The organism is Bradyrhizobium sp. S3.12.5 (genome assembly GCF_040548225.1).
GTDB classification, from domain to species: domain Bacteria; phylum Pseudomonadota; class Alphaproteobacteria; order Rhizobiales; family Xanthobacteraceae; genus Bradyrhizobium; species Bradyrhizobium cytisi.
Map to the genome: position 1 here is coordinate 79331 of NZ_JBEPRF010000001.1, position 25395 is coordinate 104725.

Annotated in this window: 26 protein-coding genes; 12 read left to right on the forward strand and 14 right to left on the reverse strand. The window is 64.2% G+C overall.

The window, feature by feature from the left end; genetic code table 11:
* The first annotated feature begins 89 nt into the window (after window positions 1-89).
* The gene (locus ABIC09_RS00345) at window positions 90-833 is read left to right on the forward strand and encodes a polysaccharide deacetylase family protein (protein ID WP_354086397.1); all 744 of its coding nucleotides are present in this window, start codon (window positions 90-92) and stop codon (window positions 831-833) included.
* Window positions 834-1087: 254 nt separating this feature from the next.
* Window positions 1088-2953, forward strand: a complete 1866-nt coding sequence (gene recQ / locus ABIC09_RS00350; protein ID WP_354108073.1) for a DNA helicase RecQ — start codon at window positions 1088-1090, stop codon at window positions 2951-2953.
* 192 nt (window positions 2954-3145) lie between these two features.
* Here recQ and ABIC09_RS00355 read toward each other — a convergent pair whose 3' ends face one another.
* Entirely contained in the window at window positions 3146-4162 is a 1017-nt protein-coding gene (locus ABIC09_RS00355; protein ID WP_354108074.1) for a 1-aminocyclopropane-1-carboxylate deaminase, read from the reverse strand.
* A gap of 160 nt (window positions 4163-4322) precedes the next feature.
* On the opposite strand from ABIC09_RS00355, the gene ABIC09_RS00360 reads away from it, so the two are divergent.
* The 3 genes from ABIC09_RS00360 to ABIC09_RS00370 all read left to right on the forward strand — a co-directional run bounded on the left by ABIC09_RS00360 (window position 4323) and on the right by ABIC09_RS00370 (window position 6728).
* Complete coding sequence (locus ABIC09_RS00360) at window positions 4323-4787, forward strand: Lrp/AsnC family transcriptional regulator (RefSeq protein ID WP_354086395.1); 465 nt, start codon at window positions 4323-4325, stop codon at window positions 4785-4787.
* Between the two features lie 107 nt (window positions 4788-4894).
* Entirely contained in the window at window positions 4895-6040 is a 1146-nt protein-coding gene (locus ABIC09_RS00365; RefSeq protein WP_354108075.1) for a PLP-dependent cysteine synthase family protein, read from the forward strand.
* Window positions 6041-6167: 127 nt separating this feature from the next.
* Window positions 6168-6728 carry a carboxymuconolactone decarboxylase family protein gene (locus ABIC09_RS00370; protein WP_354108076.1) on the forward strand — a complete coding sequence of 187 codons (561 nt, stop codon included), beginning with the start codon at window positions 6168-6170 and terminating at the stop codon, window positions 6726-6728.
* Between the two features lie 8 nt (window positions 6729-6736).
* Here the strand turns inward: ABIC09_RS00370 and ABIC09_RS00375 are convergent, their stop codons facing one another.
* A complete protein-coding gene (locus ABIC09_RS00375; RefSeq protein ID WP_354108077.1) occupies window positions 6737-7609 on the reverse strand; it encodes a hypothetical protein in 873 nt (290 codons plus the stop codon).
* Between the two features lie 217 nt (window positions 7610-7826).
* Between ABIC09_RS00375 and ABIC09_RS00380 the strand changes: the two genes are divergently transcribed.
* Window positions 7827-8075 (forward strand): hypothetical protein, encoded by a 249-nt coding sequence (locus ABIC09_RS00380; protein WP_148756471.1) that lies wholly within the window; start codon window positions 7827-7829, stop codon window positions 8073-8075.
* A 7-nt stretch (window positions 8076-8082) separates the two neighbouring features.
* On the opposite strand, the gene ABIC09_RS00385 is transcribed toward ABIC09_RS00380, so the two are convergent.
* Complete coding sequence (locus ABIC09_RS00385) at window positions 8083-9018, reverse strand: alpha/beta hydrolase (RefSeq protein ID WP_354108078.1); 936 nt, start codon at window positions 9016-9018, stop codon at window positions 8083-8085.
* Window positions 9019-9142: 124 nt separating this feature from the next.
* Between ABIC09_RS00385 and ABIC09_RS00390 the strand changes: the two genes are divergently transcribed.
* On the forward strand, window positions 9143-10039 hold the full coding sequence (locus tag ABIC09_RS00390; protein ID WP_354108079.1) for a branched-chain amino acid aminotransferase: 897 nt from the start codon (window positions 9143-9145) through the stop codon (window positions 10037-10039).
* Between the two features lie 6 nt (window positions 10040-10045).
* Here the strand turns inward: ABIC09_RS00390 and ABIC09_RS00395 are convergent, their stop codons facing one another.
* Window positions 10046-10663 carry a class I SAM-dependent methyltransferase gene (locus ABIC09_RS00395; RefSeq protein WP_354086391.1) on the reverse strand — a complete coding sequence of 206 codons (618 nt, stop codon included), beginning with the start codon at window positions 10661-10663 and terminating at the stop codon, window positions 10046-10048.
* 105 nt (window positions 10664-10768) lie between these two features.
* Complete coding sequence (gene phaR, locus ABIC09_RS00400; protein WP_354108080.1) at window positions 10769-11365, reverse strand: polyhydroxyalkanoate synthesis repressor PhaR; 597 nt, start codon at window positions 11363-11365, stop codon at window positions 10769-10771.
* Window positions 11366-11670: 305 nt separating this feature from the next.
* Between phaR and ABIC09_RS00405 the strand changes: the two genes are divergently transcribed.
* The 3 genes from ABIC09_RS00405 (at window position 11671) to yddG (ending at window position 14774) form a co-directional block, all read left to right on the forward strand.
* On the forward strand, window positions 11671-12849 hold the full coding sequence (locus tag ABIC09_RS00405) for an acetyl-CoA C-acetyltransferase (protein ID WP_148756466.1): 1179 nt from the start codon (window positions 11671-11673) through the stop codon (window positions 12847-12849).
* 229 nt (window positions 12850-13078) lie between these two features.
* Window positions 13079-13804: an acetoacetyl-CoA reductase gene (gene phbB / locus ABIC09_RS00410; RefSeq protein ID WP_085403614.1), complete on the forward strand. Its 726-nt coding sequence runs from the start codon at window positions 13079-13081 to the stop codon at window positions 13802-13804.
* A gap of 100 nt (window positions 13805-13904) precedes the next feature.
* The gene (yddG, locus tag ABIC09_RS00415) at window positions 13905-14774 is read left to right on the forward strand and encodes an aromatic amino acid exporter YddG (RefSeq protein ID WP_148756465.1); all 870 of its coding nucleotides are present in this window, start codon (window positions 13905-13907) and stop codon (window positions 14772-14774) included.
* 6 nt (window positions 14775-14780) lie between these two features.
* Here yddG and ABIC09_RS00420 read toward each other — a convergent pair whose 3' ends face one another.
* From ABIC09_RS00420 to gloB, 3 genes are all read right to left on the reverse strand, one after another.
* Entirely contained in the window at window positions 14781-15464 is a 684-nt protein-coding gene (locus ABIC09_RS00420) for a flavin reductase family protein (protein ID WP_148756464.1), read from the reverse strand.
* A 75-nt stretch (window positions 15465-15539) separates the two neighbouring features.
* Window positions 15540-15962, reverse strand: coding sequence for a cupin domain-containing protein (locus ABIC09_RS00425; protein ID WP_148756463.1), 423 nt, complete (start codon window positions 15960-15962; stop codon window positions 15540-15542).
* Window positions 15963-16013: 51 nt separating this feature from the next.
* Window positions 16014-16781 carry a hydroxyacylglutathione hydrolase gene (gloB, locus tag ABIC09_RS00430; protein ID WP_354108081.1) on the reverse strand — a complete coding sequence of 256 codons (768 nt, stop codon included), beginning with the start codon at window positions 16779-16781 and terminating at the stop codon, window positions 16014-16016.
* Between the two features lie 108 nt (window positions 16782-16889).
* On the opposite strand from gloB, the gene ABIC09_RS00435 reads away from it, so the two are divergent.
* Window positions 16890-17630 carry a methyltransferase domain-containing protein gene (locus tag ABIC09_RS00435; RefSeq protein ID WP_148756461.1) on the forward strand — a complete coding sequence of 247 codons (741 nt, stop codon included), beginning with the start codon at window positions 16890-16892 and terminating at the stop codon, window positions 17628-17630.
* Between the two features lie 64 nt (window positions 17631-17694).
* Here ABIC09_RS00435 and ABIC09_RS00440 read toward each other — a convergent pair whose 3' ends face one another.
* Both ABIC09_RS00440 and prmC read right to left on the reverse strand, forming a co-directional pair.
* Window positions 17695-18486 carry a DUF4167 domain-containing protein gene (locus tag ABIC09_RS00440; protein ID WP_148756460.1) on the reverse strand — a complete coding sequence of 264 codons (792 nt, stop codon included), beginning with the start codon at window positions 18484-18486 and terminating at the stop codon, window positions 17695-17697.
* A 462-nt stretch (window positions 18487-18948) separates the two neighbouring features.
* A complete protein-coding gene (gene prmC, locus ABIC09_RS00445) occupies window positions 18949-19845 on the reverse strand; it encodes a peptide chain release factor N(5)-glutamine methyltransferase (protein ID WP_148756459.1) in 897 nt (298 codons plus the stop codon).
* Window positions 19846-19936: 91 nt separating this feature from the next.
* Here prmC and ABIC09_RS00450 point away from each other — a divergent pair, with 91 nt between their 5' ends.
* Window positions 19937-20362 (forward strand): HIT family protein, encoded by a 426-nt coding sequence (locus ABIC09_RS00450; protein WP_354108082.1) that lies wholly within the window; start codon window positions 19937-19939, stop codon window positions 20360-20362.
* Between the two features lie 11 nt (window positions 20363-20373).
* Here ABIC09_RS00450 and ABIC09_RS00455 read toward each other — a convergent pair whose 3' ends face one another.
* The 4 genes from ABIC09_RS00455 to ABIC09_RS00470 all read right to left on the reverse strand — a co-directional run bounded on the left by ABIC09_RS00455 (window position 20374) and on the right by ABIC09_RS00470 (window position 25221).
* Window positions 20374-21072, reverse strand: coding sequence for an ABC transporter ATP-binding protein (locus ABIC09_RS00455; RefSeq protein ID WP_354108083.1), 699 nt, complete (start codon window positions 21070-21072; stop codon window positions 20374-20376).
* Entirely contained in the window at window positions 21069-22901 is a 1833-nt protein-coding gene (locus ABIC09_RS00460) for a branched-chain amino acid ABC transporter ATP-binding protein/permease (RefSeq protein ID WP_354108084.1), read from the reverse strand. Before ABIC09_RS00460 ends, ABIC09_RS00455 begins: the two co-directional genes overlap by 4 nt.
* An 11-nt stretch (window positions 22902-22912) precedes the next feature.
* Entirely contained in the window at window positions 22913-23788 is an 876-nt protein-coding gene (locus ABIC09_RS00465) for a branched-chain amino acid ABC transporter permease (protein ID WP_354108085.1), read from the reverse strand.
* A gap of 98 nt (window positions 23789-23886) precedes the next feature.
* Entirely contained in the window at window positions 23887-25221 is a 1335-nt protein-coding gene (locus ABIC09_RS00470) for a substrate-binding protein (protein WP_354108086.1), read from the reverse strand.
* Window positions 25222-25395 lie beyond the last annotated feature (174 nt).

Below are 25395 nucleotides of genomic sequence, written 5' to 3' on the forward strand. Positions count from 1 at the left end.
ACGCGTTAGGATTACCCAGGCGTTAAGCTTGCCTCAGACCGCGCGCAAATGTTTCAGTAGAGAAATATGAAATCACAGGGAATGCACCCGTGCTGTCGGCTCTCAACGGACGCTTGAGCAATCGGCTGGCCCGGCATTTCCGCGCCGCGCCGCACCGCTTGCCGGCGCACGCGCCGATGGTGAGCTTCACCTTCGATGACGCCCCCGATAGCGCCGCAGGCGAGGGGGCCTCGCTGCTGGAAGCGCATGGCGGGCGCGGTACGTTCTATCTCGCCGGCAGCCTGATCGATCGGCCCTCGGATCATTGGCATGGCCTGTCGAACGATGCGATCGTCCGGCTGCATCGCGGCGGCCACGAGATCGGCTGCCACACTTTCTCGCATTCGCGCGCGGTCGATCTCGACGAGAGCGCGATGGCGCGCGAGATCGAACGGAACCGCAGTTATTTTCTCGGCATCGATTCCTCGATCCGGCTCGAGAATTTCGCCTATCCGTATGGTCTTGCCTCGGTCTGGCGCAAACCGCAGCTCGCCCAGAACTTCCGCTCTGCGCGAGGCATCCTTCCGGGTGTCAACAGCGATGTCATCGATCTCCAGTTCCTGCGCGCTTCGCCGTTGGTCAATTACGAGATCGATATGGCGGGCGTGGACCGTTATTTCGACGAGGCGGTCGCAAGCGGCGGCTGGCTGATCTTCTATGGCCACGATGTCGTCGACGCGCCGAGCCCCTATGGCTGCACCCCGGCCTTGTTGCGCCACGCGCTGAAGGCTGCGGAAAAGCGCAACATGCCGATCGTGACGGTCGCCGAGGCCCTGCGCCGGATCGGGGCGTAGCAGACTCTTCCCTTCTCCCCTTGTGGGAGAAGGTGGCGCGAAGCGCCGGATGAGGGGTATCTCTCCGCGAACTCCAATGCCGAACAGGAACCGGGGCTAGATACCCCTCACCCGTCTCGCCGCTTCGCGGCCACCCTCTCCCACAAGGGGAGAGGGAAAGAGCCGCGCCCGCCGCGCAAACAGTCTTGCAACGCCCGCGCCGTCATGCGACTGGCGTTATGACGAATCTCGCAAACCCCCGACACGCCACGCTCATGTCCGCCCCTTCCACCGCTCCGCTGCCAGCGCCGGCCGATGGCTGCGATGCGCTGTCGGTGCTGCATTCGGTGTTCGGCCTGCCGGGGTTCCGAGGCGCGCAAGGCGAAATCATCCGGCACGTGACCGACGGCGGCAATTGCCTGGTGCTGATGCCGACCGGCGGCGGCAAGTCGTTGTGCTATCAATTGCCGTCGCTGTTGCGTGAGGGCTGCGGTATCGTTGTCTCGCCGCTGATCGCACTGATGCGCGACCAGGTCGCAGGTTTGATCGAGGCCGGCGTCAATGCTGCCGCGCTCAACTCGTCGCTGACATCGCAGGAGGCCTCCGACATCGAGCGGCGCCTGATCGCAGGTGATCTCGATCTGCTCTATGTCGCGCCGGAACGCCTGGTGACGCCACGCTGCCTGTCGATGCTGGCGCAGGCCAAGGTGGCGCTGTTCGCGATCGACGAAGCGCATTGCGTCTCGCAATGGGGGCATGACTTCCGGCCCGAATATGTCGGCCTGTCCATCATCGCCGAGCGCTTCCCCGACGTGCCGCGCATCGCGCTGACCGCGACCGCCGACGACCTGACGCGGAAGGAGATCGTCCAGCGACTCCAGCTGACAGACAGCCCGCAATTCGTATCGAGCTTCGACCGGCCCAACATCCGCTACGAGATCGTCGACAAGCGCAATGCGGTGTCGCAGCTGAAGGAGTTCATCCGGGAACGCCATGCCGGAGACGCCGGCGTGGTCTATTGCCTGTCCCGCAACCGCGTCGAGGAGGTTGCTGCCGCACTCGCCGAGGCCGGCATTGCAGCGCTGCCCTATCACGCCGGGCTCGATGGCCAGGTGCGCTCGCGCAATCAAGATCGCTTCCTCAATGAGGACGGCATCGTCATCGTCGCGACCATCGCTTTCGGCATGGGTATCGACAAGCCCGACGTGCGCTTCGTCGCCCATCTCGATCTGCCCAAGAGCATCGAGGCCTATTACCAGGAAACCGGGCGTGCGGGGCGCGACGGCAAGCCGTCGGCGGCGTGGATGGCCTACGGCCTATCCGACATCGTGCAGCAGCGCCGCATGATCGACGAGTCCAGTGGGTCCGATGACTTCAAGCGCGTGTCGATCGGCAAGCTCGATGCGCTGGTCGGGCTCGCCGAGACCGCGCAGTGCCGGCGCCGGCGGCTGCTCGCCTATTTCGGCGAGACCTCGCATGGCGAGACTTGCGGCAATTGCGACAATTGCCTGACCCCGCCGCAAATGCGCGACGGCAAGGTGTTGGCGCAGAAGCTGCTATCCTGCGCCTATCGCACCGGACAACGTTTCGGTGCGATGCATCTGATCGACGTGCTGATCGGACGTCTGACCGAGAAGGTGACGCAGTTCGGCCACGACAAACTGTCGGTGTTCGGCATTGGGCGCGAGCTCAACGAGAAGCAATGGCGCACCGTGCTGCGGCAGCTGGTGGCCATGGGCCATTTGCAGAGCGACAGCGAAGCCTTTGGCGCGCTGAAGCTGACGGAGACCGCGCGCGGCGTGCTGCGCGGGGAGACAGAAGTCTGGCTGCGCGAGGAGGCGCCGGGCACCCGGGTCCGGTCAAGCCGCGCAAAATCCCGCCGCGGCGACCTCGCGCCGGCGGCCAGCGCACCGAAGGGCGACGTCGATCCCGAATTGCGCGCGCGGCTGCGCTCCTGGCGCTCGGATATCGCGCGCGAACGCGGCGTGCCCGCCTATGTCGTGCTGCACGATGCCACCATCGACGGCATCGTCCGGGCCTGGCCGACCACGCTGGACGAGCTGCGCAATGTGCCGGGGATCGGCGACAAGAAGCTCGAGCACTACGGCGACGAGCTGCTGCAGATCGTCAGGACGCGGTAGGAAGTAGCGCAGCGGTTGTCGGCGCGCTCAACTCCCTCCATACGTCATCCCGGACAAGCGCAGCGAAGCGGAGCGCAGATCCGGGATCCATACCGCGTGATCTATCTTGGGGCACGCGCGGAGAGGGTCTCGGGTCTGCGCTTACGCTTGCCCGGGACGACATCGGAGTGGAGGCGCGAGGTGCTGCCTACTTCACCCGTTCCGGAACGCATACCCATAGCCGTTCAGCGCCGGCGCGCCGCCGAGATGGGCGTAGAGTATCTTCGCGCCCTTCTCGAAATGGCCCTTCCGGGTCAGGTCGATCAGGCCCTGCATCGATTTGCCTTCATAGACGGGGTCGGTGATCATCGCCTCTAACCGCGCGGTGAGGCGGATTGCCTCCTTGGTCTCCTCCGACGGCACGCCATAAGCGGGATAGGCGTAGTCCTCGATCAGCACGACGTCGTCTGCCACGATGTCCTTGCCAAGCTCGACGAGCTTTGCCGTGTTCTGCGCGATCTCGAGCACCTGTGCCTTGGTCTGCGCCGGCGTGAACGACCCATCGATGCCGATCACTTTTCGCGCGCGGCCGTCGGCGGCAAAGCCGACCAGCATGCCGGCATGGGTCGAACCGGTCACGGTGCAGACGATGATGTAGTCGAACTTGAAGCCGAGCTCTTTCTCCTGGTTGCGCACTTCCTCGGCGAAGCCGACATAGCCGAGCCCGCCAAATTTATGCACGGAGGCGCCGGCCGGGATCGCGTAGGGCTTGCCGCCCGCGGCTTTCACGTCCTCGATCGCCTGCTCCCAGCTCTTGCGGATGCCGATGTCGAAACCATCGTCGACCAGGCGCACGTCAGCGCCCATGATGCGCGAGAGCATGATGTTGCCGACGCGGTCATAGACGGCGTCCTCGTGCGGCACCCAGGCTTCCTGCACCAGGCGGCACTTCATGCCGATCTTGGCGGCGACCGCCGCGATCATGCGGGTGTGGTTCGACTGCACGCCGCCGATCGAGACCAGCGTGTCGGCATTCGACGCGATTGCGTCGGGGATGATGTATTCGAGCTTGCGCAGCTTGTTGCCGCCATAGGCGAGGCCCGAATTGCAGTCCTCACGCTTGGCGTAGATCTCGACATTGCCGCCGAGGTGCTTCGACAGCCGTTCCAGCTTCTCGATGGGCGTCGGGCCGAAGGTCAGCGGATAGCGCGCGAATTTGTTCAGTCTCATTGGATCATCCCGATGGGCGTTGGTGTCTGGGATGTGGCTAGCATTGCACAGCAAGAAGGTGCTCTCGAATATTGCGCCCATGTTGCACATAATCTTGCAAATATTATCTTGAGACCTAATATTCCTTCCGTAGTAGCATCAATTTCCGGAAGCTTCTTCCATGTCCGCCCGTCTCGACCGTATCGACCTCAAGATGTTGAGATTGCTGCAGAATAATGGCCGGCTAAGCAACGCCGAGCTGGCCGAAACCGTCGCGATCAGCCCCGCCACCTGCCACCGTCGCACCCAGCGCCTGTTCGAGGACGGCTTTATTGCCGCGGTCCGCGCCATGGTGGCGCCGAAGAAGGTGGCCAAGGGCACGCTGGTGATGGTCGGCGTCGTGCTCGACCGCTCGACCCCGGAGAGCTTTGCGACCTTCGAGCAGGCGATCACGAGGCTGAAATTCGTGCTCGACTGCCACCTCGTCGCCGGCGACTTCGACTACTTCCTGAAAATCCGTGTCGGCGACATGGAGGACTTCAACCGCATCCATGGCGAGCAGCTCATCGCGCTGCCCGGCGTTCGCCAGACCCGCACTTTCTTCGTGATGAAGGAGGTCGTCGACAACGCGCCACTGGAGTTTTGAGCCAGAGCGTTTTCCAGCGAAGTGGAAACCGGTTCGCGGCATGAAAACGCGTCAAACAATAATGCAGAGCTATTGATGCGCGATACGCATCGTGAGAGATTCGTCCGATGCAGCCGCTTCCCTTTCGCCCGCATGAACCTGTCGCCCCGGCCTACCGGCGCGGCTGGGTCGACGAGGCCGTAGCTGCGATCGAAGCCGACCAGTGCCGCACGGCCGACACCCACCTGATCCGGCTGATCGTGCCGGCGCTGGCGGGCATCGACCTCTATCTGAAAGACGAGTCCACGCATCCGACCGGCAGCCTGAAGCACCGGCTGGCGCGCTCGCTGTTCCTCTATGCCCTCTGCAACGGCCATATCCACGAAGGTACGCCCGTTGTGGAGGCGTCATCGGGCTCGACCGCGGTGTCGGAGGCGTATTTCGCGCAGATGATCGGCGTGCCCTTTTACGCCGTGATGCCGCGCACGACCTCGGCGGAAAAGATCGCCGCGATCGAGCATTATGGCGGCAATTGCCATCTGATCGACGACGGCCGCGCGCTCTATGCGGAGGCTGCCGCGCTCGCGACCCGGCTGAGCGGCCATTACATGGACCAGTTCACCTTCGCCGAGCGCGCCACCGACTGGCGCGGCAACAACAACATCGCCGAATCGATCTTCACCCAGCTGAAGGGCGAGCCGCACCCGCTGCCGGACTGGATCGTGATGGGGGCGGGCACCGGCGGCACCTCGGCTACCATCGGCCGCTATTTGCGCTATCGCCAATATCCGACGCGGCTGTGCGTCGCCGATGTCGAGCATTCCGCGTTCTTCGACTGCTTCCGCTCGCAGGACCGCTCCCATGTCTGCGAACGTCCCTCGCTGATCGAAGGCGTCGGCCGGCCGCGGTGCGAGCCGTCGTTCGTGCCGGGCGTGGTCGACCGCATGATGAAGATTCCGGATGCGGTCACGATTGCCGCGATGAACGTTTTGTCGCGCCGGCTGCGGCGTGCGGTCGGCGGCTCTACCGGCACCAATTTCCTGGCGCTGTGCCGGCTCGCCTCGGAGATGCGCAAGGCAGGCCAGACGGGATCGCTGGTGACGCTGATCTGCGATTCCGGCGAGCGTTATCGGCAGACCTATTATGAGCCCGCCTGGCTCGCCGCGCGCGGTCTCGATCCGGCGCCGTTCGAGGCGGCCTTGTCGTCGTTCCTCGACACCGGGCAGCCGCTGGCGCTCGCGGTCGACGATATCGTCAATCCGCAGAGCCCATGACGCCCCGAAGGCTTCAGATCGGCGCCTCTCCGTCGTTTGCGAAATTGCACTGTCGTCACGGCAACTTCACTTGCCTTGCGCGCGTACGCGGGCGAGCTTTCCATCTTCTCAACGAGGAGATCCTGCCGTGCGCCTTCCCATTCTCGATCCGAAAGAGCTGAGCGACGAACAGAAGCCGCTTTATGCCGACATGCAAGCCGGCATCAAGGACCATTTCAAGGGCTTTGTGAACATGCGCGACGACGGCGCGCTGCTCGGCCCCTGGAATCCCTGGGTCCGCGAGCCGCGCTTCGGCAAGCCGGTGTGGGAGCTGGTCAAGGCGATCGCGTCGAACCCGCTGCTGCCGGCGCCGGTGCGCGAGGTCGCGATCCTCGTCACCGGTTCGCATTTCCGCTCCGGCTACGAGCTCTATGCCCATGTGCTGGTCGCCGAGCAGCGCGGCCTCACCGACGAGAAGCTTGCGACCATCGTCGCGGGACAGCGGCCGGTCGATCTGACCAAGCAGGAAGCGGTTGCCTACGACATGGCGTCTGCGCTGGTCAGCGGCGGCGTGTTGCCCGAGCTGACCTATCGGGCTGCGGTGAAGGAATTCGGCGAGCACGGCGCGGCCGAGCTGTCCTATCTCGTCGGGGTCTATTGCATGGTCTCGGTCACGCTGAATACGTTCGACGTGCCAGTGCCGGAGTAGCCGGTACCCTAGTTGCGCACTGCATAAAGCGGCGTGCGCAGCGTCATCTGGTAGGACGGCTTCGGCATCCACGCGATCTGTGCGGTGATGCCGAACAGGCGGTTGTCATTGTCATCCATGCGGTCGAGGTCGAGGCGCAAGATCGGCTGGGTGAACGGCTCCGCAAGCGTCCGGCCTGCGAGCTGCCCACCGCCGAACGACTGCACGCCGAGGCGTCCGGTGAATTTCCAGTTGCTCGGCCATTGGTAATAGCCGCCGGCGTAGAGGATTGTGTTCGGCCTGATCCGGGCAACAAGGCTGGCAATGTCGGTGTGGGTGTATTGCACGCCGGCGAGCCAGCCGCGCGTCTCGTCCTTGTCGAGCGCGTAGTCGAATTCCAGGATGTTGTTGAACGAATTCGTCATGCCCTGCTCGTTCGGCACCGATTGGGTCAGCGTGGATTGCAACGTGATCGTCGGGATCCTGCCGCCGTTCTGCTGGTAGAGGTCGGCCTGCACGCCGATGTTCCAACTGGTGATGTCGAATGTCGACCAGCCGCCGCCGATATCCGTCGTCGAACCTGATACACCGCCATAGAGCGATACGCGATCGCTGACGTCCACGGTCAGCGGCAGGTCGACGGTGATCGATTTCGCGGCCGGCAAGCCATTCGGCAGCGTCGCGCCGCGTTGTGCCGCCAGCGCTTCGAACGCGGCCGAGAGCGAGGTGTTGCCGAAGCCGAGCCCGAGCGTGCCCGCAGGGATCGTTGCATAGGTCGTGCGAAGATCGAGGTAGATGTTCGGGACGACGGACTTTGCCGCCGTGTCCTCGTCCCCATCGGCGGCGTAGACAGCGCCCGCCGGGATCGTCAGACACAGCAGTCCTGTTGCGACAGCGCGCAAGACCGAGTCGGACGTTGGGCTGCGGTGGGACACGTGACAATCCGACGCGTGGCGATCTGGTGACGGAACCGCCCGCTAGATGGAACGTGATCGTTCGTGTGGTCAAGGTCTATCTGCGGACCATGGACGATGCGCATGCGCGCGGTTACCCTGCCGTGATCGCGCTGACACACACTCGCCCGCCACAGTGCAGGCCGGACAATGGAGGACGACAGCGATGAACACGTCACGCCGCATCTTGCTTGCCGGACTAGCGGGGCTCGCCGTGGCTCCATCCGCAGCCCCCGTCTTCGCTGCGACACAAGCGGACCACGGCGCGACGGTGGCCGAAGAACGCTTTGCCCGCACGATCGCCGCAGCACATGCGCCTGATATCGCCTGCGCGCACCAGGCCGAGCGTTACGCCGACGCGCATTGGCGCGAGTATCTTGTGGCGGCGCGCGCTGTGCTCGACGCACGGGCGTAGTCGCGCCTCATTTCTCCACCGCGCGCCTGACCTGCTCGCCGATCTGCGACAGCACGAGCTGCGCCTGCGGCAGGATCGCACCCATGGCGTGGAAATTGTGGACCATGCCGTCATGGCAGGCGTGCTCGACCGCGACGCCCGCGGCGAGCAGCTTGCGCGCGTAGGCATTGCCCTCGTCGCGCATCGGGTCGAACTCGGCTGTGTGGATGATTGCGGTCGGCAGACCTGAGAGACGCGTCGCGCGCAGTGGGGAGATGCGGGGATCGGCGGCATCCAGGCCCTCGGGCAGGTAATCTGACAGATCGGCCTCGATGGTGGTGCGGTCGATCAGATGTCCCTCGGCGAAGGCTTCGCGCGAGGGCGAGGTCTCCTCGAAATCCAGCACCGGGCAGATCAGGCATTGTGCGACGATGGAGAGGCCGGCGCTCTGCGCCTCCTCCTGGCATACGATCGCAGCGAGCGTCGCACCGGCGGAATCGCCGCCGACCACCAGCCGCTCGGCGTCGATGCCGAGAGATGAAGCTTTGCGCGCGACCCATTCGGTGGAGGCGATCGCGTCATCGACAGCAGCAGGAAATTTGTGCTCGGGCGCGAGGCGGTAGTCGACCGAAACGAGTCGACAGCCGGTCGCATGCGCCAGTGCCGCCGCGATACGGTCATGCGTCGCAATGCTGCCGGCGACGAGCCCGCCGCCATGAAAGAACACGAAGCCCGGCGCGCGCTCGCCGGCAGACGCCGGCGAATAGAGCCGATAGGGCAGCTCGCCGCCAGGGCCGGGCAACTTGCCGTCCGAGGCCGTCACATCCGGCGCCTCGGTGCGCGCGAGCTGCATCAGCTTCGCCAGCGATTGTCGCCGCGCCTCGACGCTCGGCCGGCTCCGCGCCTGCGGCGTAGCCGCAGCCATCATGGTCAACAAGCGCTTTGCGAGCGGATCGAGCGGCATGGCAAACTCCGTGAAGGGCCTGACACTATAACCTCCCGGTATGCGAGAGTTGGTGCTTCCCGGCAGCAAATCGTTTAGAAATTGGGACAATAGTGCCTGGATATTTTTCGAGAGGAGGCCGGTCATGGCCGAGATCAGGAAGCCGATCGAATATTCGCCGAGTTGGACCTTCTTCGAGGGCAAATGGCATGACGGCAACGTGCCGATCATGGGGCCGCGCACGCATGCGGCCTGGCTCGGCTCGGTCGTGTTCGACGGTGCGCGCGCATTCGAGGGCGTGGCGCCGGATCTCGACCGTCACGTCGCCCGCGCCAATCAATCCGCGATCAATTTTGGCCTGAAGCCGGTGGTCGATGCCGGCACCTGGCTTACGCTCGCAAATGAAGGCATCGCGCGCTTTGCGCCGAACGCCGAGCTCTATGTTCGTCCGATGTACTGGGCGCAGAACGGCGCAGGCGGCGGCGTGCTGTTCGATCCTGAAACCACCAATTGGTGTCTGTGCATCTACGAGGCGCCGATGCCGAAACCGGTCGGCAGCGCGATCACGCTTTCGCCGTTCCGCAGGCCCACCGCCGAATGCGCGCCGGTCGAAGCCAAGGCCGCCTGTCTCTACCCGAACAATTCGCGGGCGCTGGCGGAAGCCGCCTCGCGCGGCTTCCAGAACGCTCTGATGCTCGACATGCTCGACATGCTCGGCAATGTCGCGGAGTTCGGCAATTCCAACGTGTTCATGGCGAAAGACGGCGTGGTCTTCACGCCGGTGCCGAACGGCACCTTCCTCAACGGCATCACGCGCCAGCGCGTGATCGGCCTGCTCCGCGGTGACGGCGTCACCGTGGTCGAGAAGACGCTGCGCTATGCGGATTTCCTTGCCGCCGACGAGATCTTCTCCACCGGCAATTTCGCAAAGGTCGCGCCGGTGATTCGCATCGACGCGCGCGAGCTGAAGCCGGGCCCGCTCTATACCAGGGCGCGCAAGCTCTATTGGGATTTTGCGCATGCGGTGAAGCTGGCGGCCTGACGGGAGCTAGCCCCGCCGCCGAAACCGGCTGAACTGAAACGCCTGCGTCGAATGCCACGGCGTGTGGTGCGTCTCGTTGCGCGTCTCGACCAGCTCGAACTCCGGCCCGAGCTCCGCCGAAAGGCTCGTGCTGTCATGCCGCTGGACCGGCAGGCCGCTGCATTTCTCCGGGCCGTCGGGCGCGAATGTCGCGATGATCACGTGCCCGTCCGGCGCAACCGCCGACCGTAAGCGCTCGACGTAAGCGGCCCGGTCGTGCGGATCGGTCAGGAAGTGAAACGCGGCGCGATCGTGCCAGACGTCCCAGATCTTCGCCGGCCGCCATGCGGTGACGTCGGCGACGATCCAGTCGACCGTTGAGGCGGCCGCGCCGATTCGCTTCTTCGCTATGTCGAGCGCGTTGGCGGAAAGGTCCAGCACGGCGAGATTGCGCTGTCCGTCCTGAAGCAGTGCATCGACCAATCGCGATGCGCCGCCGCCGATATCGATGATGGCGGCGTCATGGTTCGGGCTGGCCGCACGAATCATCTCGAGCGAGATCGCCGGGTTGTCCTGAAACCAGCTGACCTCGGCCTCGCCCTTGGTGGCGTAGACATTCTGCCAATGCGTGGTTCGGTCAGACATGGTGGGCTCCGGCCTTGGCCGGTATCGCGGCGACGTGGCTATGCCGCAATCAATCGGTCGTTTGCGCGCCCGCCGCATGCGGACGCGCCGGTGCGGACGAGAGACCTACTCGTCCTTCTTCGACATCTTTTCGAGGCGTTCCTGCATGTCCTTCATCTGCTGGCGCAGGTCGTCGATGTTGGTGTCCTTGGCCGGCTCGGCGCTGGCGTCCGGTTCTGGCTCCGCCGAGCCCGCGGGACGGCCTGCGGTGGGGACAAACGGCTTGAACATCGAGAAGGTCTGCTGGAACAGCTCCATGTTGCGGCGGACCTGTTCCTCCAAGGGCGCAAACGGAGTTCCGGACAGCGAGTTGGCGATCTGCTTGCGGAACTTCTCCTGCTCCTGGGTCAGCGTCGCGATCGACTGCTCCAGATATTTCGGCACCACCATCTGCATGCTGTCGCCGTAGAAGCGAATCAGCTGGCGCAGGAAGGTGGTCGGCAGCAGGTTCTGGCCCGCCTTGTTCTCCTGCTCGAAGATGATCTGGGCGAGCACGGAGCGCGTGATGTCGTCGCCGGTCTTGGCGTCGTAGACCAGGAAATCTTCGCCATCCTTGACCATGGCGGCGAGGTCTTCCAGCGTCACGTAAGTGCTCGTTCCGGTGTTATAGAGCCGGCGGTTCGCGTATTTCTTGATGGTCGTGGGTTGGTCTGATTTCGCCATGGGCTCTCACTTCAAAGACGCTGAGAACGGGAACCTGCAGGGCCAATGCCGCAGGGCGGGAAGAGTACGCAACGCAACAAAATAAGCATTTTCAAAGGGGGCACGCTACCGTTTTGTGCGGCACGGTTAATCGCACAGCAAAAACGTGCTTGCGAAATCGCCAAGAACGCTATTTTGAATGCGCTGCGGCATGAATTCGGTCGCCAGCCGATTGACATGCCGCAACGACGTTAACAGGATGCCGTTCGAGACTGGCGAGCCATTTCCCAGCCCCGTCTGCCCCCATTCAACCCCAGGAGATGCCCATGTCAGACGATGTCGTCATCGTCAGCGCCGCCCGCACCCCGGTCGGAAGCTTCAACGGAGCGTTCGCGACCCTTCCCGCCCACGATCTCGGCGCGATCGCCATCAAGGCCGCGCTGGAGCGCGGTGGCATCGAGCCCGGCCGGGTCTCCGAAGTCATCATGGGCCAGATCCTGACCGCGGCTCAGGGCCAGAACCCGGCCCGCCAGGCCTCGATCGCCGCGGGCATTCCGGTCGAGAGCCCGGCCTGGGGCGTCAACCAGCTTTGCGGCTCGGGCCTGCGCACGGTCGCGCTTGGCTACCAGGCGCTGCTCAACGGCGATTCGGAAATCGTGGTCGCTGGCGGCCAGGAATCCATGAGCATGGCTCCGCACGCCCAGTATCTGCGCGGCGGCGTCAAGATGGGCCCGGTCGAGTTCGTCGACACCATGATCAAGGACGGCCTGTGGGATGCCTTCAACGGCTACCACATGGGCAACACCGCCGAGAACGTCGCGCGGCAGTGGCAGATCACCCGCGCCCAGCAGGACGAGTTCGCGGTCGCCTCGCAGCAGAAGGCCGAGGCCGCGCAGAAGGCCGGCAAGTTCAACGACGAGATCGTTCCCGTCACCATCAAGACCCGCAAGGGCGACATCGTCGTCAGCGCCGACGAATATCCGCGCCATGGCGCAACGCTTGACGGGATGGCGAAGCTCAAGCCCGCCTTCGAGAAGGAAGGCACGGTCACCGCAGGTTCGGCCTCCGGCATCAATGACGGCGCTGCCGCCGTGGTGCTGATGACCGCGAAGCAGGCCGCCAAGGAAGGCAAGAAGCCGATCGCGCGCATCGTGTCCTGGGCGCAGGCCGGCGTCGATCCGAAGATCATGGGCTCGGGCCCGATCCCGGCCTCGCGTGCCGCGCTGAAGAAGGCCGGCTGGAGCGTTGGCGATCTCGATCTGATCGAGGCCAACGAAGCCTTTGCGGCGCAGGCCTGCGCCGTCAACAAGGACCTCGGCTGGGATACCTCCAAGGTCAACGTCAATGGCGGCGCGATTGCGATCGGCCATCCCGTCGGCGCCTCCGGCGCGCGCGTGCTGGTGACGCTGCTGCACGAGATGCAGAAGCGTGATTCGAAGAAGGGCCTCGCCACGCTGTGCATCGGCGGTGGCATGGGCATCGCGATGTGCATCGCGCGCGACTGAAGATCACCGACGCGTGCGCTGCACGCGTCAGTGAGTGCGTTGCACGCGACTAAAAAGGCGGCGGTTGCAAATCAAATATTCTTCGCAACCGCGCAAGCCTCGACTAAATACAAACGCCCGGCTCAATGCCGGGCGTTTTGTTCTTGATGTCCGTCAAAGCAACCGCATAATCCGTACCTAAAAACGATCGCTCAGAAACGTCCGAAGAGTCCAAGGGAAGGAATACGACATGGCACGAGTTGCATTGGTGACGGGTGGTACCCGGGGCATCGGAGCTGCGATCAGCAAGGCGCTGAAGGCGGCCGGCTACAAGGTCGCGGCGAGCTATGCCGGCAATGATGTGGCGGCGGAGAAGTTCAAGGCCGAGACCGGCATCGCCGTCTACAAATGGGACGTCAGCAATTTCGATGCCTGCGCCGAAGGCGTGAAGAAGGTCGAGGCCGAGCTCGGCCCGGTCGATGTGCTCGTCAACAATGCCGGCATCACCCGGGACACCGCCTTCCACAAGATGACGCTCGAGCAGTGGAACGCGGTGATCAACACCAATCTCGGCTCGCTGTTCAACATGACCCGCCAGGTGATCGAGGGCATGCGTGCGCGCAAGTTCGGCCGCGTCATCTCGATCTCGTCGATCAACGGCCAGAAGGGCCAGTTCGGCCAGGTCAATTATTCCGCGGCGAAGGCCGGCGACATTGGCTTCACCAAGGCGCTCGCAATCGAGAACGCCAAGGGCGGCATCACGGTCAACGCCATTGCGCCTGGCTATATCAACACCGAGATGGTGCAGGCCGTGCCGAAGGACGTGTTGGAGAAGAACGTGATCCCGCAAATCCCGGTGAACCGGCTCGGCGAGCCCGAAGAGATCGCGCGCGCGGTCGTATTCCTGGCGGCCGACGAGGCTGGCTTCATCACCGGCTCGACCTTGACCATCAATGGCGGTCAGTATCACGCCTGATATGGCGTCAAGCCTGTAGCGTTGGGCGTGACAAGGCGATAGTGAAGACGAACATGCCCGGCCTCGTGCCGGGCATCATCGTCCTCAGAGCCTTTGATTCATGACCCCGCGCACCGCCACACTGATCGGACTGACCGCGATCCTGATGTGGTCGCTGTTGTCAGTGATGACGGTGGCGACCGGAAAGATCCCCGCGTTCCAGCTTGCGGCGATGACCTTTGCGATCGGCGGTCTCGTCGGCCTGCTCACCTGGATCGGCCGCGGCGACGCCGCGAAAAGCCTGCGTCAGCCGCTCATCGTATGGCTCGTCGGCGTTGGCGGCCTGTTCGGCTATCACGCGCTGTATTTCCTCGCGCTGCGCTTCGCGCCGCCGGCCGAAGCCGGCCTTCTGAACTACATGTGGCCGCTGCTGATCGTGCTGTTCTCGTCGTTCCTGCCGGGCGAGCGGCTCGCCGCGCATCACGTCATTGGCGCCGTGCTCGGCCTCGTCGGCACCGTGCTGCTGTTTGCCGGCAATACCTCCGGCTTCGCGCCGGGCGCGGTGCCGGGATTGGTCGCGGCATTCGTCGCCGCCTTCGTCTGGGCGACTTATTCGGTGCTGTCGCGGCGATTGAAGGCGGTGCCGACCGATGCGGTCGCGGGCTTCTGCCTCGCCACGTCAGTGCTCGCCGCGCTGATGCATTGTCTGCTTGAAACGACGGTGTGGCCCGAGACGAATTTGCAGTGGCTCGCGGTGATCGCACTCGGCGTCGGTCCCGTCGGCGCTGCCTTCTACGCCTGGGACATCGGCATGAAACGAGGCGATATCCGCGTGCTCGGCGCCGCCTCCTACGCGACGCCGCTGCTCTCGACCGGCTTTCTCATCGCCGCCGGATTTGCCAAAGCCAGCGCCAGCATTGCGATTGCCGCAATCCTGATCGCCGGCGGCGGCCTGATTGCGGCAAAGGACATGGTGCTGCGGAAGCGATGAGGCGCATCAAAGCGCCGGCTGCCAGCCCAACGGGCGGTACTTCGCTTCCGGTATCTGTCCGAGCTCTGAGCGCCGCAAACGTTGCGGCGTCAGGCCATAGAATTCCTGGAAGCTGAGGATCAGCGGCCGCCATTTGTCGGGATCGATGCGGTTGTCCACGCCGTCCATCATGATGTCGGGATGCGCATGAACACGGGTGATCCGGAGCTCGATCGCCACGAGACGGCTGCGCCAGACTGCATCGTCCTGCGCCATCCCGTGCACATGCGCGACCTTCGCTTCCATCTGCACCGGGCATTCGGCAACGCGCGGCGCACTGACTGTCTCGCCGGCTAACGCCGTCAGGTCGCTCAAGCCGAACTTGTCCTTCTCGTGCCGGTAGCCACGATAGAGTTTGCCTGGCGGCACGGGATCCGAGCCCGTGGTGCGGGCGAGACGGTCGACAGCAGCGACGAGGTCCGCAGACGGCAGATTGAGCACGCATTCGCCTGTGCGCATCATGTTCTCGGTCGTCTTGGAATTGCTTGCGAGCCCGAGCATGCAACGCCATCCCACCCACCACGCCGACGACATCGGCGCGAGATTGTAGGTGTCGTCGTCATTGGTCGACCCGATGAGGACGACCGGCGTTCCGAAATATAAAATGGCCGGGTCGATCTGGACGGCGGCGGGATCGAGTGTTCCATGCATCGTGCGCTCCTATTGATTGGAAGCGCAGTCCTAATGGGGGAAAGGCATCGAACCCACCCGATTCCAGATCTGGCGTTACGGCTCCCAGCCCCGCGGCGCGAGCTCGAATTTTGCGAACTCGAAGGCGGGCGCCACGGTGCAGCCGACCAGCGTCCATTCGCCGGTGGTCTCCGCCATCTGCCACGCATCCGCCGGGACGATGGCCTGCGGCCGCTCGCCGCTCACGAGGTCCGTGCCGAGCCGCACCTCGTGCTGGGAGCAGCCCTCATGCGCGATGCGCAGCATCAAGGGGCTTCCGGCATAGTAATGCCAGGTCTCGACCGCATCGATGCGATGCCAGTGCGAGCGCTCGCCGCGCGCGAGCAGGAAGTAGATGAGGGTCGAGCGCGAGCGGCCATTGGCGTCGGTGGTCTGGTCGCGAAAGGTCTCGCGATAATGTCCGCCCTCGGGGTGCGGGCGGAGCTCAAGGCGCGCGATGATCTCGGCTGCAGTCGGCATCGATCCCCGTCAGGACTTGGTCTTCAGGACTCGGTCTTCAGGACTTGTGCTTCAGGACTTGTTTTTGCGCTCGCGCAGCTCGCCGAACACCGCGGCGGCAGCCGCGCCCTTCATGTGTAGCCTGGCTGCGACCGACGGTTCATCGGCGCGCAGGAACACGTTTGCTCGCTTCTCATCACCAAGCAGTGAGGGAATGGTCGGCTTGTTCTCCGCCCGCAGCCTCGTCACTTCCGCCGCGCGCGCCTGGAGGGCCGCATTGTCGGGATCGACGGTCAGCGCGAACTTGACGTTGGACGCCGTGTATTCGTGGCCGCAATAGAGCTTGAAGTCGTCGGGCAGGGCGCGCAGCTTCAACAGCGAGTCCCACATCATCGGGTAACTGCCCTCGAACACGCGGCCGCAGCCGATCGAGAACAGCGTGTCGGCGGCGAACAGGGTCTTCTCGGTGTCGAACACGTAGGAGATATGGTCGAGTGTATGGCCGGGCGTTTCCAGCACACGCCCGAGCAGCGTGCCGACCTTGACCACATCGGCATTGGCGACGCGCAGGTCGACGTCTGCGATCTTTGTCGTCTTGTCATGCGGCGCGACGACGCGGCAATTGAATTTCTGCTTGAGTTCGGCGACGCCCCCGACATGATCGCCATGATGATGGGTGATCAGGATGTCGGTGAGCTGCCAGCCCTCGCGCTCGAGCGCCGCCAGAATCGGACCGGCCTCCGGCGCGTCGATCGACGCCGTCGCCTTGGTTTCCACATCGTGGATCAGATAACCGAAATTGTCGTTTAAACAGTTGAAAGTACGAATTTCGGCGGCCATGTCATCTCCATCGCGCTCAGCCCCGTCAGACAAATATGGCGTTAACGCTGCGCAGGCAATGCAATATTCCGCGCGCAGCCGCCGCCTTGTGCATGTTACATTGCCGTCATGACCATCGACGTCGTCGACCTTCGCGAGTTCTATTCCCGGCGCCTCGGCATCGTGGCACGGCAGATGATCAATCGCGGCATCCGGGAGCGGTGGCCGAATGCCGATGGCCAGCGCGTGCTCGGCATCGGCTATCCGACGCCCTATCTCGGCCTGTTCCGCGAGGACGCGGAGCGCTGCATCGCCTTTATGCCGGCGGCCCAGGGCGTGTTGAAATGGCCCACTGGGCGGCCCGCGCTGGCTGCGCTGGTCGATGAGTTCTCGCTGCCGCTTCCCGACGCCGCGGTCGACCGTATCCTGCTGGTCCATGCGCTCGAGATGTCGGACGACCCGGCCGCGCTGCTGCGGGAGGTCTGGCGGGTGCTGTCGCCGTCCGGCCGCGTCATGGCGGTGATCCCGAATCGGCGCGGCGTGTGGACGCGCAGCGACAACACGCCGTTCGGCCATGGCCGTCCCTATTCGCGCTCGCAGATCACGGACCTGTTGCGCCAGACTTGGTTCACGCCGACTGGCTGGGGCGAGGCCTTGTTCATGCCGCCTTATGCGGGCCGCTGGGTGCTGAAGTCGGCGCAGATGTGGGAACGTGCCGGCGCTGCGCTGTCGCTGCCGTTTGCCGGCGTCCACATCGTCGAAGCGACCAAGCAGGTCTATCGCGCGATCCCCGCCAAGCGCGAACGGGCGCGGCTGATTCCCTCGTTGAAGCCGGTGCTGGTGCCGTCCTCGACGGTGACGCGGACCTGAAAACAAATCGTCCCGGCGAGGCCGGGACGATGCAGTCCATGAAGACCGGAAGATTTGGTGCGGCTTACTCGCTGGGGGCGAGATCGTCGCCGGAAGCGGCAGGAGCTGCCTCGCGCTCGGGGCGCGGGCCGTTATGCGGCCGGCGGCGCCGCCGCGGGAAACGCTCGCCACCGCCGCCATTGCCACCTTCGAGGCTGCCCGGAGTGCCGCTCGTCTGTGGCTGCGCGCCGGTGATGAACGACGGCAGGCGGTCGACATTGCCGGCGTCGGCGACGACAGGCTGCGGCTGGTTCGGCGGTTGCGGCTGGTGCTGCTGATATTGCGGTTGCGGACGATGGTCGCGTTCGCGGTGCTCGCGCGGCTGCTGCTGGTCGCGAACATAGGGCTGCTGGTTATTGTCGCGCTGCTGATAGTCGCGATTGTGATCGCGCTGGCCGTCACGCTGATAGGGCTGTTGCTGCTGCGGCGGCTGCGGAACAAAGCCTGGCTCCTGGCCGAAATTCGAGAAGTTCTCGCCGTCGTCCTCGCCGTCGTCGCTGCTGGTGCTGATGGGCTCGTCGCCGCGCGGCTGCTGATTCTGGCGGAACTGTTCCTGCGCCGCCGCGATCAGGCGGAAATAATGCTCGGCATGCTGGTAGTAGTTTTCGGCGGCGACCGGATCGCCGGAGGAGCGCGCGTCACGCGCCAGCTGGAGATATTTCTCGGCGATGTGGGAGGCGGTGCCGCGGATCTTGATGTCGGGGCCGTTCGATTCGTAGACCCGGGTCATCGGGTTCTGGCCGCGCCGGTTATTGTTGTTGTTGTTATTATTATTGTTGCGGTTGCGCATCCGCTGCTTGTTCTGACCGTTTCTCATGTCCTGCCTTTAATTACAGCCCTAAAGGTTGCACGCACTACTGATTGCCACGAGTGACCTGATGACAGCGGTTCACATGCCCCACGCGCACCGCGCGCAAGAGCGGATTAAACCCTGCCGATGTTCGTCGACCGTCGCGTTCAACAAAGACGCGTTCCCCACCGCCAGCATTCATTGCCAGCGAACCCATTCATATCGCTTGCCGAAACAAGCCCTGCTTTGTTGCGTAAGTCTTCAAGCGCAATATCAGGCTTTCGTTCACGTTGCGGTCGGAAAGCAGCGTACCTCAATGGGCCATCGCGCTTAACAGGACCTGCGGCTTGGAACCTTAAATCAGTGAAGCTCTCGCCTGAGAGCCCGGCTTTCGCCCGTAGGTCTACGGGGCCGACACCGATGTGCTGATCGGAAGGTAGTCGTTCCCAGGGGATATTCCAAGAGGTTTTTTAGAGCCCAATCCGGCTTTTATCGGGGCATTTTTCGGGCCGAGACCGCCCTGGGAATGCCCGCCAGGTCGGCCTTGGGCGGCGTGTCGATCGATAACGCGGCCGCCGCCATCAAGGTCTGGATATCGCCGGCCTGGCCCTGTCCGGCTTCGACGATCAGGGTGCCGCCGGGCACGAGCCGTTCGGCCGCCTGCGGAATCAGCGCGCGGTAGGCGTCATAGCCGTCATTTCCGCCGTCGAGTGCCAGATGCGGATCGTGCTCGCGCACCTCGACGCTCAGTTTCGGAATTTCCCCGGCAGGAATATAGGGCGGGTTCGACACGATCAGATCGAACGGGCCATGAAGCGCCGACGCATAGGAGCAGGCGACGAACGCCGCGCGATCGGCAAGGCCGAGGGCGGCGGCATTGCCTTTTGCCGTGCCGAGCGCAGTGAGGCTGAGATCGGTGCCGACGCCGAAAGCATCTGGAATCTCGTGCAGCAGTGCGAGCAGGATCGCGCCTGATCCGGTGCCGATATCAGCAATACGTAGGCCCTGTCCCGCGGTCGTGCGTTCACGAAAAATCTCGAGCGCCAGCTCCACCACGGTCTCTGTGTCCGGCCGCGGCACCAGCGTCGCCTCGGAGAGGCGGAACGGCAGGCCCCAGAATTCCCGCGTGCCGAGAATGCGGGCGACCGGCTCATGTGCAAGCCTTCGCTGCGCATATGCTTCGAGCCGCGCAGCCTCCTCGGGTGTGAGATGTCGTGCCGCCTGCGCGATCAGGCCGGTCAGATCGAGCCCCAGCGCGGCGCCGACGAGAAGGCGCGCATCGAGAGACGGCTCTTCGATGCCGGCCGATTGCAGCCGCGCCACGAGCGCGCGCCGCGCACTCTCGATGCTGTGTCCGGAATCGAAACCTGTCGCCAATGGAGCCATCCTGCCTGGCATCGTGGATAGATCGGCGGCATTGCTTGCGTCAACGGAAAGCAGCGCGTTTGATCGCTCTGCTCAGCCGAGGAGGGCATCCATGACGGCCTATGACGATCAGAATGTGTTCGCAAAGATCCTGCGCGGCGAGATTCCCTGTTTCGAGGTGTTCAGGGATGACCGCAGCTTCGCCTTTCTGGACATCATGCCGCGCTCGCCGGGGCACACGCTGGTCATTCCGAGGGCGCCGGCGCGCGGTGTTCTCGACATTGCGGATGACGATCTCGCCGCGGTGGCGCGAACCGCCAAACGGATCGCGATTGCGGCGATGAAGGCGTTCGACGCGGAAGGGATTATCCTGCAGCAGTTCAGCGAGCCGGCCAGCGGGCAGGTGGTCTTTCACCTGCACATGCATGTCATGCCGGTCTGGGCTGGCGTCGAACTGCTACCGGCGCAGACGCGCAAGGAGGAGATGGCCGTGCTAGCCGGTCATGCCAAGCGGATGATCGCGGCAATTGGTGGCTGATGAGCGACTGACTAGACGCCGAGATAGCGCTGCAGCAGCTCCGGCTGGGCCTTGAGCTCCTGCGCCGGCCCCTCGTGGACGATGTGGCCGTTGTTGATGATGTAGATCCGCGTCGCCAGTGCCAGCGTTGCCGCCAGATTCTGCTCGACCAGCACGATGGTCTGGCCGGCGGCCGCGAGCTCGCGACAGGCCTTGACGAGATCGTGGACGATGACGGGCGCCAATCCTTCGAACGGCTCATCCAGCAGCACTATCTTGGGATCGCGCACCAGCGCCCGCGCAATCGCGAGCATCTGCTGCTCGCCGCCGGAGAGCTCGGTGCCGCGGTTGCCGCGTCGCTCCTTCAGTCGCGGGAACATTTCGTAGATGCGACCGAGCGGCCAGCGTTTCGGGGCGGTGATGCCGGCGAGGACGATGTTCTCCTCCACCGACAGGCTGCCGAAGATGCGGCGTTCCTCGTGCACGAGCTGCATGCCCGCCTGCGCGATCTTGTGGCTCCTGCGGCCGGCGATATCGGTGCCGTCGAACTTCACGCTGCCGCTGCGCGGCGTCACGACGCCCATCAGGGTTTTCAGTGTGGTGCTCTTGCCGGCGCCGTTGCGGCCAAGCAGCGCCACCACCTCGTGACGTTCGACATGCATGGCGACGTCGAACAGGATGTGGGAATCCCCGTAATAGCTGTTCAGGCCGTTGACCTCGATCAGGCTCATGCGGCGATCTCTCCGTGCACGCCGCCGAGATAGGCTTCCTGCACTGCGGCGTTGGTCTTGATTTCCTCAGGCGTGCCGGAGACCAGCACGCGACCCTCCTGCAGCACGGTCACGCGCTCGACCAGCTCGAACAGCGAATCCATGTCGTGATCGATGATGATCATGGTGCGGCCACGCGCGATCGATTTGAGCAGCTTGACGGTCTCGACCCGCTCGCGCGGGCTCATGCCGGCGAGCGGCTCGTCGAGCAGCAGCAGGCGCGGCGATGTTGCGAGCGCAAGGCCGATCTCCAGCCTGCGTTTCTCGCCATAGGCGAGCTCGGACACGGGCGTGTCGGCACGGCGGGTCAGGTTCACCAGAGCGAGCGTGTGCTCGACCTGCTCCGTCAGGCCCTTGACGCCGGAAAGTGTGCGGAACAGATCGAGTCGGAATTTTCCGCGCAGCTCGGCGAGGGCTGCGATCGTCAGGTTCTGCCGCACCGTCAGGCCCGTGAAGAGCTGGTTGACCTGATAGCTCTTGGTCAATCCGAGCTGGCATACTTCAGTGACCTTCAAGCCGGTGATGTCGCGGCCTCCGAACACAATCTGACCCGAGGTCGGCGGGACCTCGCAGGTCAGCATCTTGAAGAAGGTGGATTTGCCGGCTCCGTTGGGGCCGATGATGCCGCGCAGCTCGCCCTGATTGACGCTGAAGTCGATGTCGCTGTTGGCAACGAGGCCGCCGTAGCGCTTGGTGAGACCGGTGGCTTTCAGGATCGGCCCGGAATAGGCGGGATGCTCGACCTTCCTCGCCTGCATCGGCGCCGGGGCAGGTGGCTGCGTGACTTCAGCATCCGGCTCCGCTTCCGTCCGCTTATGCTTGCCGAACACGAGGCCGTAGAGATCGACGAGGCCGCCGATGATGCCGCCGCGCAGGAAGCAGACCAGCAGCACGAACACGACGCCGAGCACGAGCTTCCAGGCCGCTCCCAAGCCGAGCGCGGACTGGAGGAAATCTTGAAGGAACAGCCAGACGGTTGCGCCGACCAGCGGGCCGAACAGCGTGCCCCTTCCGCCGATGGCGGTCTGCATCACGAGCTGGCCGGAGGTGTCGAAAGTGAAAGCGTCCGGCGGCATGAAGGCCTGGAGCACGCCGAGCAGGCCGCCGGCGAAGCCCGCGTAAGCGGCGGCGATGACGAAGGCGGTCAGCTTGTAGCCGTGGATGTTGTGGCCGACGGCGCTGGCGCGCAGCGGATTGTCCCGGATCGCGCTCAGGATCGCGCCGACCGGTGAGCGCACGATCCTGAGCGCGATGATGATGCCGATGAAATAGCACAGCGCGATGAACTGATAGAGCGACCAGCCATCGGTGAAGTGGATGGTGGTGAAGCCGAGATTGAAGCTCGGGGCCGGCACGCCCGGCAGGCCGTTCTCGCCGCCGGTGAAATCCGAGAGCGGATTGAACTCGACGAAGAAGAACACTTCCGCGATCGCCACCGTGATCATGGCGAAGTAGATGCCGGTGCGGCGCAGCGCAATCAGGCCGATCAGATAGCCGGTCGCCGCCGCCGCGATCATGCCGATGACCAGCGCGCCGAGCACGTTGCTGAAGCCGGCGCGGGTCAGGAGGTAAGCGGCAACGAAGCCGCCGGTGCCGTAAAAGGCGGACTGTCCGAACGACAGCAGCCCGGTGAAGCCGAACAGGATGTCGAAGCCGAGGCCGAACAGGCCCCAGACCAGGATCCGGTTCACCGTGTTCGGCGCAAAGCCGAGATGAGGCAGCACGAAGGGAGCCACGATCAGGCCGATGGCCGTCAATGTCTCGATCAGGAACGGGCGTTGCTTGAGCATCAGCGGATCACTTACTCGCGGCCCGGGACGCCGAGCAGACCATGCGGTCGCACCACGAGCACGAGCGTCATCGCCGCAAACAGCATCACATAGGCGTAACCGGGGTTGAACATGGAGGTGACACTGATGATCTCGCCGGCGATCAGGCCGCCGAGGATCGCGCCGGGGAACGAGCCGACGCCGCCGATCACCACCACCACGAAGGTCTGGACCAGGATGTCGTCGCCGATGCCCGGTGTCAGCGACACCACCGGCGCGTTGACGATGCCGGCAAAGCCGGCTGCCATTGCGCCGATGCCGAACACGACCATGAAGACGCGGTAGACGTTGATGCCGAGCGAATCGACCATCACCGAATCCTCGATGCCGGCGCGCACGATCATGCCGAGCCGAGTGCGGTAGAGGATGATGAACAGCGCGCCCAGTGCGACCGCGACGATGCCGACCACCGCGAGGCGGTAGGTCGGATAGAACATGAAGCCGAGATTGGTGATGCCCTGGAACAGCGCCGGCGGCGGCACCAGCTGCGACTGGCTCGAAAAGATCAGGCGCACGAGCTCGACGAAGCAGATGCCGAGCCCGAAGGTCACCAGCAGCTGATCTTCGTGCGGGCGATGATAGAAGTGGCGGATGATGACGCGTTCCATCACGACGCCGAGCAGCATCACGAACAGCGAGCCCGCGATGACGGCGAGGATGAACGATTCCGTGTACTGGTAGGTGACGAAGCCGGCATAGCCGCCGATCATGAACATCGCGCCATGCGCGAGATTGAGCACACCGAGCGTGCCGTAGATGATGGTCAGGCCGGAGCTGATCAGCGCGAGCAGGGCGCCGAGCGCGAGCCCGTTGAAAAGCTGCGAAACGAGATTGGGCCAACTAATCATGCGACGATCGCTGTTGTGACGCGCGAAGGGCTTGCGTCAAAAAAGGTGACGCCGCAGGTCCAGAGGCGGCCTACGGCGTCACAGGGGTTAGCTCGGGATCAGGTGTAGTCGCCGAGATGGCAGCCGAATGCGTCCGGCTTCTGCATCAGGCCTTCACCCGGGACGATCTCGACGACGTCGTACCAGTCTTCCTTGTTCTTCATGTCTTTCTGCTGCTTGCCCTTGACGATGATCACCGGGCGAATGCACTGGTGATCCTCGGGGCGGTAATGCACGTCGCCGACGAGGGAGGGGATCGTCTCGCCCTTCTCATAGGCCTTGATCACGTCGGGCGGATTGAAGCTGCCGGCTTCCTCGCACATGCGGGCCCAGTGAGCGAAGCTGACATAGGCGTTCTCGGCGCCCCATTCCGGCTTGTAGCCGTACTTCTTCTCGAAGGTCTCGTTGAACATTTTGGCCAGCGGGAACTTGTCTTCGATCGTCCACCAATAGTCGGTCGCGGCGTAGACGCCTTGCATCAGGCCGCCGGTTTCACGCGCGATGAACGGCACCTGGTAGGGAACCACCAGCTTCATCTTGTCGAGCACGCCGAACTGCTTGGCCTGCTGGGTCGAGAGCACCGCGTCATGACCCCAGTTGACGTTGATCAGGACGTCGGCGCCGGAGTTCGCGACGTTGAGCAGATACGAGGAATAATCGGGCGCGCCGAGCGGCGCGACCTGGTTGGTCACGGTGGTCCAGCCGGCGCTCGCCAGGAAGTCCTGCATCGATTTGGTGACGGTGTGGCCGTAGGTGTAGTCCGGCGTGAGATACGCGGCCTTCTTGCCCTTGCCGAACTGCCGCACCATCACCGGGCCGATCGCCGCCGCCGCGGTCTGGCCGAAGAAGTTCTGACGGACGCCGTAGCGCACGCAGTCCTTGCCGGTGGTATCGTTCGAGCCCGAGATGCCGCATACGAACAGCACATGCTCGCGCTGCGCGAGCTTGTTCAGCGCGACCGCAACGGCGCTCGACGTGCCGCCGGTGATCATGATCGCCTTGTTCTCGCTGATGAAGCGCTGCTGCGCCTGCACCGCTTCGTTTGGCTTGGCCGCAGAATCCGCGACGCCGAACTTCAGCTCCTTGCCGAGCACGCCCTTGCTGGTCTTGGGCGAGATCTTCTTGATCAGCTCATGGCCTTCATTGATGTGCTCGATCGCGAGCTGATAGCCCTTGAGCTCGTCCTCGCCCTGCACGGCGTAGGTCCCGGTGCGCGGCACGGAAATTCCGATGAAGGCCGTGGAACCCGACACGCCCGCCGGATAGGAGCCGATCGCCGGCTTGTCCTCGGCTAAGGCCGGCATCGCCGGCAGCACCGTGCCGCCGATCAGGCCCGCTGTGGTCTGGAGCAGGCCACGGCGCGAAAGGCCGCGGCGGATGAGATCGTCAGTCATGGTCGTTTCCTCCGAACATCGTTCTTGTTTGCAGGCAAAACACGACCTGTCCGGCGGCAAGCCGGCCTCATAGGCCTGCCTGCGCCGGGCACGTCACATCCGCGTGTAGCTCTCGGCCATAAGCATTGCTTGTGAACGCCTTCTGTCAATTTCGTCTTTGGTCGAACGACGAAA